The sequence below is a fragment of the Arthrobacter sp. HMWF013 genome (assembly GCF_003061105.1).
Taxonomy (GTDB): Bacteria; Actinomycetota; Actinomycetes; order Actinomycetales; family Micrococcaceae; genus Arthrobacter.
Genome location: NZ_QAIQ01000456.1, coordinates 1 through 10,361, shown reverse-complemented (window position 1 = coordinate 10,361; position 10,361 = coordinate 1). Strand labels below are relative to the sequence as shown.

The following is a 10,361-nucleotide window of genomic DNA, read 5'->3' as shown; positions in this document are numbered from 1 at the left end:
CGGGAGCCTCGTACGCCTCACCGGCCCCGGTGACCACGCGCTTGAGGTGCCCCTTCAGCGTCACTTCGGTGACGTCGTCGAACATCACCTTCGCGCCAAATTTCTCGGCCTGCTGCTGCAGCCCGTCCATCAGCTCAGGGCCCTGGATCCCGCCGGGGAAGCCCGGGAAGTTCTCCACCTCGGTGGTGTTCATCAGCGCACCGCCCGCGGTGACCGATCCGGCCAGGACCAGAGGCGCCAGTCCTGCACGGGCGGCATAGATGGCCGCCGTGTAGCCGGCCGGGCCGGACCCTATGATGATCAGCTGTTCGGTCATGATTCAGCTCCTACTTGGCTGCGGGGGTCAGGGATGCGATCAGGCCTTCGATGCGGGTCTTGATTTCGTCCCGGATCGGGCGGACGGCGTCCACGCCCTGGCCGGCAGGGTCCTCCAGCACCCAGTCCTCGTAACGCTTGCCCGGGAAGTACGGGCATTCGTCGCCGCAGCCCATGGTGATCACCACGTCCGATTCCTTCACCGCTTCCGTGGTGAGGACCTTGGGGATCTCGGCTGACATGTCAATGCCGAGCTCGGCCATGGCCTCGACGGCGGCCGGGTTGACCTTGTCCGCGGGCTGCGAGCCGGCGGAGCGGACCTCGATCCCACCCTTGCCAAGGGTGGTGAGGAAGGCGGCGGCCATCTGGGATCGGCCAGCGTTATGGACGCAGACGAACAGGACGGAGGGCTTCTTGGCGGTTTCGGTGCTCACGGGGTTTCTCCTGGAATCAGTTGGTAATGATGGGGTTTTCGTCCCGCACCCGCCTACTGACTACATTGATGCTTGTCGATGCATGAAGTATCGATCAATATATCGACACTTGTCAATATGGGTGGGGTGTTGGTTTTTAGGCTGCGTGCAGGCGGGGGGCGAGGCCACCTACGCGGCGGGCAATGTCGGTGAAGGCGCCCTCGAAAGCGTCCCCGGTGTTCAATCGGAGCGGATCCGGAACCGACCAGTGGATCCCGGCCAGGTTGGGGATTTGCTCGTGGGCGTTATCGCACACGGTCACGACGAAGTCATCAGCGTGGACTACTTCATCGAGCCGGCGCGGGGGAAGATCCGCCAGAGCGACGCCGTGGCGGCGGGCGACGGCAATGGCGCCCGGGGCGATGCGGTCAGCGGGGTGTGTTCCCGCGGAGGTTGAGGGGATCCCGCTGACCTGGTTCCAGAGCGCGACGGCCAGCTGGGACCGGGCGCTGTTACGGGTGCAGACGAAGAGGACGCGGCGGGCTCCGTGTTCGGCACCGGGAGCCAGTCCGTCCAGCGCCCCGGCGGCGAGCCGGATGTAGCTGCGGCGCTTGTCCGCCTCCGAGCGGTGCCGGGTTGCCAGTCCCGCATCTTCCAGCGTGCGCAGGTGGTGGGACAGCAGGTTCGACGGCATCCCGAGCTCGGCCTGCAGCTCCGTGGGGGAAAGATCTCCCAGGGTCAGCAGGTCCACGATGCGCAGCCGTGCGGGGTCTGCGAGGGCCGCATGCCTGGCGACCCGCGCACGAAAGACTTCTACTGGGTCAGTTTTCATTGGTTCAATTTTGACTGAGTAAATATGTTGCGTCAAGCTGTTGGTATGACTTCTCAACAACCGCCGCTGTGGCGCCGCGCCGTCGCCGAGCTGCTCGGCACCAGTCTGCTCGTGATGATCGTGGTCGGCTCCGGGATCGCCGCCGCGCAGCTCTCCCCGAACGACGTCGGCCTGCAACTGCTCCAGAACAGCACCGCAACGCTGCTGGGCCTGACGGTCCTGATCCTCGTATTCGGGCCTGTCAGCGGTGCTCATTTCAACCCTGTGGTCTCTCTGGTGGACTGTGTGCTGGGCCGGCGCAGCGGCACCGGACTGAGCCTGCCGGAACTTGGTGCATACATCGTGGCGCAGACGGTTGGTGCGATCAGCGGCAGCGTTGTGGCAAATGCCATGTTCGAGGTGGGCACCTCCATCTCTGCCAAGGAACGTGCCACCAGCGGGCACCTGCTGGGAGAGGTCGTCGCCACCGCAGGCCTCGTCCTGCTGATCTTCGCCCTGGCCGCCACCAAGCGGGGTGTCCTCGCGGCCCCGGCCGTGGGCGCTTATATCGGCGCCGCCTACTGGTTCACGTCTTCGACGTCGTTCGCAAACCCGGCCGTGACAGTGGGCCGAATCTTCAGTGACACCTTCGCCGGCATCGCCCCGGCCTCTGTTCCCGGCTTCGTGATGGCGCAGCTTATCGGTGCGGCGGTGGGACTTGGCCTCCTCCTCACTCTCTTCCCCTCAGCGGCCCGCGCGGCGGACGACGTCGTTGTCCCGCACAGCTCCGACACCACCAGCCCCTAGCCCCGCGCCGGCACCTGGTCGACTGTTCGCACGCCACCGGAAGGGACCCGCACAGGACCGCCGCCCCCTTCGAAAGCACCGCAGCACAACATTGATGCTTATCAATGTTGCGGCATAATGGGTACATGGACTTACTGCCTCTCCTTGAGCCGGTCACGGACGAAGCCTGCTGCGCTCCGGCGGGAGCGCCCGCCCTGGGCGCCGAGGAGGCGAAGCGGAAAGCCTTGGTATTCAAGGCGCTGGCTGATCCGAACCGGCTGCGTCTGCTCTCCATTGTCAAAGCCGACGCTTCCGGTGAATCCTGCGTCTGCGATCTCACCGAACCGCTGAACCTTGGCCAGCCCACTGTCTCCCACCACTTGAAGATCCTGGTTGACGCCGGACTGCTGCATCGCGAGAAGCGAGGCACGTGGGCCTACTACTCTCTGGTCCCGGGCGCCCTGGAGCAGACGGCCGGCCTGCTGACGTCCCTGTGAGCCAGAGTTCGGCACCTGACGTCACTGTCCGGCCGTTGCGGGAATCCGATTGGCCCGAGGTGAAGCGGATCTACGCCGAAGGAATCACGACGGGTCAGGCCACGTTCGAGGTCGAGGCACCGGATTGGCGCGGCTTCAACGCTTCGCGGCTTCCTTCACACCGACTTGTGGCGGAGGAGTCCGCCGGCGGGATTCTAGGCTGGGCGGCTGTTCTGCCGTTTCCGCCCGCCCGGTGTACTCCGGCGTCGTCGAGCACTCCATCTACGTTTCCGAAGCGACACGCGGCCGGCGGATCGGAACACTCCTGCTTCAGGCCTTGGTCGACTCGACCGAAAATGGGGGCATCTGGACCATCCAGGCGAGCGTTTTTCCGGAGAACGAGCCAAGCATGGGGCTACACCTTGCCCACGGCTTCAAGGTGGTGGGCCTGCGGGAAAAGATAGCCCGGATGACCCACGGTCCTGCTGGTCCTGATCGAACGTCGCACGCGGGTTCTCTAGTTCCTGCGTTGCCAACACCGCGGCAGTGAACGTAGTCCCAGGGAGCCGACGCCGCGACCGCAGGATCCCAACCCCCGACGCACACGCGACGCCGGGGGCAGGAACCGCGTCAGGCGGGCTGGGAGCTGAGTGCGGTCAGGGCCAACAACTTTTCTTCACCGGTGGGTTCTTCGGGCAGGAGCGGAATGAGCGCGAGCCGGCCGGTCAGGGTGCGCACTGTCGCGATCTGTTCCATTTCGCTCGCGGCGCGGGCCTGCAGGAACGGGGTCTCCGGATGCGCCGCGGCGATCGAGTTGTTGATGACCCAGGCCCACGGGTGGATTCCTGCCCGTTTCAAGTCACCCTGCAGCTCTTCGGCTTCGAGCACCGGTGTCGTTTCGGCCAGCGTGACGACAACAACCTTGGTCTGTGCCGGATCCTGAAGCCGCATCAGGGGCGTCACGAATCCCATGGTGTCGCCGACCTGGCGGGCGATCTCACGGTGGTAAGACCCAGTGGCGTCCAGGAGCAGCAGGGTGTGGCCGGTCGGTGCCGTGTCGATCACAACAAAGTGCCGGCGGGATTCCTGGACCACCTTGGAGAACTGCCGGAACACGGCCACCTCGTCGGTGCAGGGCGACAAGAGGTCCTCGGCGAGGGCAGCGCGACCGTCATCGTCCAGGTTCCTGCCCTTGGTCTCCATCACATGGCTTCGATATTCCTCGATGGCCGCTTCCGGATCGATGCGGGAGACCGTCAGGCCCGGAATGGAACCATGGAGTGTTTCCGTGAGGTGGGCTGCAGGATCAGTCGTGGTCAGGTGCACCTCGTGCCCGCGTTTGGCCAGGGCGACCGCGATCGCGGCAGCGACAGTCGTCTTTCCAACGCCGCCTTTGCCCATGCACATCACGAGGCCGTGGCCGCTGAGCTCCATTTCGTGCACCAGCGCGGCCAGCGGAGCGTCCTCCACCTCGGAGACCAGGGCGGCGTCATCAGTGATGTCCGCGCCGGAGGTGGCCGTGAACAGGGACTCGAGTGCCGGAATGCCCACCATGTTGCCCGGCTTCAGATCCAACATGTCGCGCGGAAGTGAGGCGACCGCCCCGGGAATGGCCGCGATGGCGGCAGCCTCCCGGGCGCGCAACGCCCGCGCCAGATCCTCTTCCCCTGCGGCCTCTGGCAGGACACCGTTGACCACAACGTAACCACCGCCGATCCCGATCTGGTTGAGTTCGAGATAGGTCCGCTCAATTTCGGACAGTGATGATGTCTGCGCGCGGCTGACCAGGACAAGCCGCGTCCTCGCCGGGTCCGTGAGGGACTGGACCGCCTTGGCATACACCTGCTTGTGCTTCTCCAGTCCGGACAACGGGCCCAGGCACGAGGGGTCCCCCTTGCCAGCCGCCAGGAAATCGGTCCACGAACCAGGCAGCTGAAGAAGCCGGATCGTGTGACCCGTCGGCGCCGTGTCAAAGACGATGTGGTCATACTCCCCGTAGGAACTGTCATCGCCGAGCAGGTTGGTGAACTCATCAAAGGAGGCGATCTCCGTGGTGCACGAGCCCGAGAGACTCTCAGCGATGCCGACCAGCTCAGACTCGGGCAGCAGGCCCCGGACGGGTGCGATGATCCGTTCCCGGTACGCCTCGGCTGCCTGCTCCGGGTCAATTTCCAGCGCCGAAAGGCCCGGCACATCCCGAAGTGGCGTGATGGTGTTGCCGATGGTCACGCCGAAGACCTGCCCCACATTGGATGCCGGGTCGGTGCTGACCAGCAATACTTTCTTTCCGGACTTTGCGAGGGTGAGCGCTGTTGCGCACGCCACAGAGGTCTTGCCCACTCCGCCCTTGCCGGTGAAAAACAGGAACCGGGGCGCGTCCTGAAGAAACTGCACGCCGGGACCTAGCCGCAGCTCGTTGAGCCGCCGCAGCAGCCGCCGGACTTTTCGCTGAGGCCAAGTTCGGGACGGGACTGCGGTTCAACGGCGGCTTCGCCGAGTCCGGCGAAAGTCAGCAACTGTCCCCTGCTGGGGTAAGTCCCGGTGGCTACCGTAACGCCGTCCACGATAGTGAGCGGCAGGCCCCTGGATCCGACCAGGTTCATGAATCCCCGGACCGTTTCATCTTCCGCGAAAGCGGTAGGTTCGCGGGCGAGGTTGTGGCGGGCAATGTCTGCACCGAGGCCCTTGAGGTGCCGCACATCCGCTGTCACATCCACCAAGGACTGGTCCACGTCAGGGCCGCAGACTCCAGTGTCACAGCAGAGGGCGGATTCGTAGATTCGGATGGCAGGCATGCGGTTCTCCTTGGCTTTCGTGGTGGTTCAGATTCGATGCCGAAACACAGAGCCCCACTCCTACAAGCTGCCCCCCCCAAGGGATTAACCAGCGTGGCCGGGACCTCACCCAGCATATCGATAATCGTCGATGCAGGAAAGTGCTGGCGGGCGTTGACCAGGCCTGGCCTGTGCGTTAGGTTCTTGGGTTCTCCTGACTTGATTAAGTGGGAAAGGCGGTGCGGCGTCCCGCAACGGCGATGATGAGCGCGATGACGGCAAGCCCGGCCATCACCGCCGGAAGGACCAACCCGTCGAAAGTGCTGATCACCACCGCGCCGGCCACGCCGGCGGCGAAGATCGCCAGGTTGAAGGCCACGCCGAGCATCGCGTTGGCGACGTCGGCGTTGTCCCGGCCGGCAGCGCTGATTGCTGTTTGCAGCTGGGCTGCCGCCCCACCGAAGGCGATGCCCCACAGCACGATCGCGGCAATGACCGCCGCCGCTGAGGCGTGGCCGACGATGAAGACCCCGCCGGCCAGGACGAAGGAGGCAATACTCAGCAGGACCAGGCGCCGAAGGCCCTTGTCGATCACTGCACCGGTGAGGAGGATTCCGGCAATGGCCGCCGCTCCGAACACCACCAGGGCAGCCTCGACCTGGAGAGGAAGATCGGCCGTGCGGAGGTAGGAGCCGATGTACGTGTAGAGGATGTTGTGTCCAAGCATCCAGCTGACAATGACGGCGAGGACCACCGCGATGCCGGGAATGCGGAGGACCCGCACCAAGGGCACCCGTGTCCCGGCACGCTGGCCGGGCGCATCCGGCACCAGGAAAACTGCAAGCAGGACGGTCAGGACCGTAAGGATGGAGAGGACACCGAAGGACCAACGCCAGTCCAATGTGGTGCCCAGCCATGAACCGAACGGCGTCCCCACTGCCAGTCCCACCGGAGTGCCAACGGATGCAACGGACAGTGCGCGCCCGGCATGTTCGGGAGCGGTGATGCGGCGGGCGTAACCGGCGAGCATGCCCCACAGCAGGCCGGAGAATGCACCGGCCAGGAGCCGCGCTCCCAGGGAAAGCACGATGTCCGTGGAGAACGCCGTGACAAGGTTCGCGGCCAGGAAGCCAAGGACCCCGACTACGAAAACAGGCTTCCGGCGCATGCCCCGGGTCATGGCGACCGCAGGCATCGCTGCCACGACGGTTCCCAGGGCGTAGGCGCTGACGAACTGCCCGGCGGTGCCCTCGGTAACGTCCAGCCCTGCGGCAATCTGCGGCAACAGGCCTGCCGGCATGGTTTCGGTCGCGATCAGCAGGAACCCCATCAGTGCCATGATCAGCAGGGCCGCCCACGGGAACCGGTGTACCCGGGCGGAAGAATGAGAGTGTGTGTCTTCGAAGGTGCCGAGGTTTTCGTGGCGCAGGCTGTCCGCGGGTGTTTCGCGGGCGTCATCCTGAAGGGTTGCGCGAGTCAAGAATGGTTCCGTTCTTCTGTGGGGATGGGATTGGCGGGTGGCTGCTCAGTCTCTGAGGCTCAGGGTGGCATCGAAACGACCGCTGCGGTCACGGACTGCCGCGAGGTCATCAAACGTTCCGATCCGCACAATCCCTTCGTAATGCCCCACATGTTCGTAGTAGAGGACGAGAGTCTGGCCTGGGGCGTAGTACCCGATCGTCAGCGGATCAGCGTCATCGCCGGCTGGAACGCCGTCGAGTGACAGCGGCTTGGGTAGTTCTGCGTGCTTCTCCTGTCCGCCGAATTCGCTGAAGGACAGCGTCAGGGGAAGCTGGTCGAGCAGGGAGCGGGCGGTCGCGTTCCCTGACATGGTTCCGTTCACGGTCCGGCCGTCAATCCGGATGGTGATCGGAGTGTCGTCCTGGTTCTCGCTTGCTGTCATCGTTTCTGTTCCTTCCGGGCTGGCCGTTTCCTGCGAGGCCGTCGCCGTGCTTGCCGGGACGGTGTTACCGCCGGCCGTGGTCGTTGAGGCCGGGCTGTCCGAAGCGGTACTGCACCCGGTAAGGAAGATCGCCAGCGCGGTGATCACTACCATGGTCTGCTTCTTTATTCGCATGGCAGACTGTCCTTTCCCAGGCAATGTTCGGTTCATTCCAGCAAAGCAGCCCGCGACGGCGGGAGGGAGCCCCTGTTGTTACAGGTACCGGGAGGGACCCTCACAGCGGTGACCGCTAATGGGGGTACCCGGAGGGTCTCCTTCATTCCGGGATGCGCGCCTAGGGTGGATTCATGAACAACCGTGCAGACGTTCGTGAATTCCTCACCTCACGGCGTGCCAAGATTTCGCCCGAGGCAGTCGGGCTGCCGGCCGGCGGCAACCGCCGGGTCGCTGGACTGCGCCGCAGTGAAGTGGCAACCCTCGCCGGGGTCAGCGTTGAGTACTACACACGGCTGGAGCGCGGTGCCATCAGCGGCGCCTCCCCGGAGATCCTTCAGGCGATTTCCCGTGCGTTGAACCTCGACGACGCCGAGCGCGCCCACCTGTTCGACCTCGCCCACGCGGCGAGCCCCGTAGCCAGGCCACCCAAGCGCCGGAATTCCCAGAGCTGGAATCCGCACACCAGCCTCCAGTGGGCGCTGGACGCCGTCACCGCAGGACCGGCTTTCGTCCGGAACGGACGCATGGACCTTTTAGCCGTCAACGCACTCGCGCGCGCCTTCTACAAGGATGTGTACGACATGCCCGGCCAGTCACCTAACCTGGCCCGTTTCACTTTCCTCGACGAGCGCGCCCGCGACTTCCACCCCGACTGGGACGCCGCGGCCGAGGTGGTCGTTTCCATCCTGCGCACCGAAGCCGGACGGGATCCGCTCAACAAGGAGCTCCATGACCTCGTCGGTGAACTGAGCACACGGAGCCAGGAGTTCCGGCGTCTGTGGGGCTCGCACGACGTCCGCCATCACGGAGCCGGCGCCAAGGTCTTCCGCCATCCGGTCGTGGGCGAGATGACCATCGCCTACGAGGGCCTCGAGATGGCCGCCGAGCCAGGCCTCACCATGACCATCTACACCGCCGAGCCGGGCTCCCCCTCGGAAGAAGCCATGCGCCTGCTCGCCTCCTGGGCGGCTACGGAGTACCCGCAGGAACGGCGGAAAGTCAGTCAATAGGACGCGCTCGCAGCCGCTTGAAACACCACATGCTGACAACCCCGGGGCGTGCTACTCGCGGGTGAGGGGCGGCGGGATGCCTGGGCCCCCGACTCCACGTGTCGGACTGAGGATCAGGGCTTAAGCACGGCTTTCATGGCACGGCGCTCGTCCAAGTTAAGGAAAAACCCCTCTGACGAGGGGAAATGCTGTGCCCGAGGTGGGACTCGAACTGAATTCCAGCCCCTGCAAACACTGGGAACCCGCGAAAACATGCGGAATCCGAGGCAGTCCGAAGGCTGTTTGGCCCAGTACGAGACGAAAAGTGTGGACATTGTCCACACCCCCTTTCGGGGCGCTGGAGGACTACCGGGGCACCAGATGCCTGGAAATCTCGGCGGCAGCGTTCGGCAGGTCGGTAGTGCCCGCGGCGACTCCGACGACGAGGTCGAAGCCTTCATCCGTGGTGAAGTCATGCCCGTAACCGTTGATCCACAGCAGCAGCACCATGAGCGTCCACGCCGTCCGTTTGTTGCCATCAATGAGTGGATGGAACCGGGCGACCGACTCCAACAAGGCTGCCGCCTTCACTGCGAGTTCCGGATAGGCTTCCGCGCCCATGACAGTCGTAGCCGGCCTGGCCAATGCCGAGGCCAACAACCCAACATCACGGATATGGAAGCCGTACCGATCAACTACCTGAAGTGCATCCTCAATGTCCAGGTAAGCTGTCACGCGTCTTCAAGGCGCTTCAGCAGATCAGCGTCATGACTCATAACAAAATCAAGACCTGCGCTGATTTCACGTCGGCGCGCGTGGCGCTGCAGAACCAACTCTGCGCCCTGCAACAGAAGCGCGGACTTGGACGTATGTTCCTCGGCAGCCAACTTCTCCAGCCGCCGATCGAGGTCTTCAGGGACACGGAGATTCATAGCCATGCCTCATGGTACCAAACCGGTACCCGCCCTTGACTGGGCTGCACGCCTCGCTAATTGGACCAGACTCACCCCAGGGTCTCGGTGTCTTGGAAGCTCTGTTGTTTTTCAAGACGCGACGCTGCTGAACCCAGAAGTATGTACTTCCGGCCTCGCTCTAATCCCCTCGAGCCGACGCCCGCTCACCTGTCTCATACCAAGGATGAGTACCAGATCTTGGCCACGAAGTTATGAGACATAGTTACGAGAATCGCCCGGGCCATCGGGCGTACAAGATTCTGTCGATTTCAGAAGCTGATTGCACAGGTGTCAAAAGTCCTCTTCACATGGCCCTGTTAGAGGGCTCAACTCCGCCGTTGTCAGAAGCTGATGTCGTTTTCAGAAGTCGACTGCACAGGCACCCGCGGAATTCCGGGGTAGTGCAGACAAGTATGGACACAGACTCCAAGGGTGTCGGCGACCTCCCGCGGAGTTGTTCCCTGGTTGAGGAGCTTTTCGGGCTGAACGAATCTTGGCATCCGTCATGATGTGTTTGCGTCCGCCGACCCGTCCTTGTTCGCGTGCGGCCTGCAGTCCGTGCCTAGCCCTTGTGGCCGTTGACGGCTGGGCGTAACGTGCCCAGCACAAAGGTTCGCCCTTGGAGGCCTCCATGTCCGTGCTGCTACGTCGCGCTATAGCCTCGGCATCGATCGTGTCAGTCGGACTACTCGGGCCCGTCGGCCTAGCGGCGTGCACCTACGAGG

At 64.2% G+C, this 10,361-nt stretch carries 13 protein-coding genes; 4 read left to right on the top strand and 9 right to left on the bottom strand.

Translation table 11 applies throughout. The features are described from left to right. The 3 genes from DBR22_RS16495 to DBR22_RS16485 all read right to left on the bottom strand — a co-directional run. Positions 1-319, bottom strand: a 319-nt coding sequence (locus DBR22_RS16495) for an NAD(P)/FAD-dependent oxidoreductase (protein ID WP_181365217.1), incomplete at its 3' end; no start/stop codon positions are given. Between the two features lie 7 nt (positions 320-326). Continuing rightward, on the bottom strand, positions 327-749 hold the full coding sequence (locus tag DBR22_RS16490) for an arsenate reductase ArsC (RefSeq protein WP_108599911.1): 423 nt from the start codon (positions 747-749) through the stop codon (positions 327-329). A 136-nt stretch (positions 750-885) separates the two neighbouring features. Then, positions 886-1,560 (bottom strand): metalloregulator ArsR/SmtB family transcription factor, encoded by a 675-nt coding sequence (locus DBR22_RS16485; RefSeq protein ID WP_108599910.1) that lies wholly within the window; start codon positions 1,558-1,560, stop codon positions 886-888. A gap of 45 nt (positions 1,561-1,605) precedes the next feature. Between DBR22_RS16485 and DBR22_RS16480 the strand changes: the two genes are divergently transcribed. The 3 genes from DBR22_RS16480 (at position 1,606) to DBR22_RS25260 (ending at position 3,351) form a co-directional block, all read left to right on the top strand. After that, a complete protein-coding gene (locus DBR22_RS16480; protein WP_108599909.1) occupies positions 1,606-2,346 on the top strand; it encodes an aquaporin in 741 nt (246 codons plus the stop codon). A gap of 125 nt (positions 2,347-2,471) precedes the next feature. Further along, a complete protein-coding gene (locus DBR22_RS16475; protein WP_108599908.1) occupies positions 2,472-2,822 on the top strand; it encodes an ArsR/SmtB family transcription factor in 351 nt (116 codons plus the stop codon). Positions 2,823-3,054: 232 nt separating this feature from the next. Continuing rightward, positions 3,055-3,351 (top strand): GNAT family N-acetyltransferase, encoded by a 297-nt coding sequence (locus DBR22_RS25260; RefSeq protein ID WP_375134979.1) that lies wholly within the window; start codon positions 3,055-3,057, stop codon positions 3,349-3,351. A gap of 80 nt (positions 3,352-3,431) precedes the next feature. On the opposite strand, the gene arsA is transcribed toward DBR22_RS25260, so the two are convergent. The 4 genes from arsA to DBR22_RS16450 all read right to left on the bottom strand — a co-directional run bounded on the left by arsA (position 3,432) and on the right by DBR22_RS16450 (position 7,652). After that, entirely contained in the window at positions 3,432-5,195 is a 1,764-nt protein-coding gene (gene arsA / locus DBR22_RS16465) for an arsenical pump-driving ATPase (RefSeq protein WP_108599907.1), read from the bottom strand. 8 nt (positions 5,196-5,203) lie between these two features. After that, the gene (gene arsD / locus DBR22_RS16460; protein WP_108599906.1) at positions 5,204-5,596 is read right to left on the bottom strand and encodes an arsenite efflux transporter metallochaperone ArsD; all 393 of its coding nucleotides are present in this window, start codon (positions 5,594-5,596) and stop codon (positions 5,204-5,206) included. Positions 5,597-5,798: 202 nt separating this feature from the next. Beyond that, a complete protein-coding gene (locus DBR22_RS16455) occupies positions 5,799-7,055 on the bottom strand; it encodes an MFS transporter (RefSeq protein ID WP_258229252.1) in 1,257 nt (418 codons plus the stop codon). Positions 7,056-7,100: 45 nt separating this feature from the next. After that, a complete protein-coding gene (locus DBR22_RS16450; protein WP_108599905.1) occupies positions 7,101-7,652 on the bottom strand; it encodes a cyclophilin-like fold protein in 552 nt (183 codons plus the stop codon). A gap of 173 nt (positions 7,653-7,825) precedes the next feature. Here DBR22_RS16450 and DBR22_RS16445 point away from each other — a divergent pair, with 173 nt between their 5' ends. Then, positions 7,826-8,704, top strand: coding sequence for a helix-turn-helix transcriptional regulator (locus DBR22_RS16445; RefSeq protein ID WP_108599904.1), 879 nt, complete (start codon positions 7,826-7,828; stop codon positions 8,702-8,704). A 345-nt stretch (positions 8,705-9,049) separates the two neighbouring features. Here the strand turns inward: DBR22_RS16445 and DBR22_RS16440 are convergent, their stop codons facing one another. Both DBR22_RS16440 and DBR22_RS16435 read right to left on the bottom strand, forming a co-directional pair. Next, positions 9,050-9,418 carry a type II toxin-antitoxin system death-on-curing family toxin gene (locus tag DBR22_RS16440; RefSeq protein ID WP_108599903.1) on the bottom strand — a complete coding sequence of 123 codons (369 nt, stop codon included), beginning with the start codon at positions 9,416-9,418 and terminating at the stop codon, positions 9,050-9,052. Next, positions 9,415-9,615 (bottom strand): ribbon-helix-helix protein, CopG family, encoded by a 201-nt coding sequence (locus tag DBR22_RS16435; RefSeq protein ID WP_104999716.1) that lies wholly within the window; start codon positions 9,613-9,615, stop codon positions 9,415-9,417. Before DBR22_RS16435 ends, DBR22_RS16440 begins: the two co-directional genes overlap by 4 nt. Between the last annotated feature and the right edge of the window lie 746 nt (positions 9,616-10,361).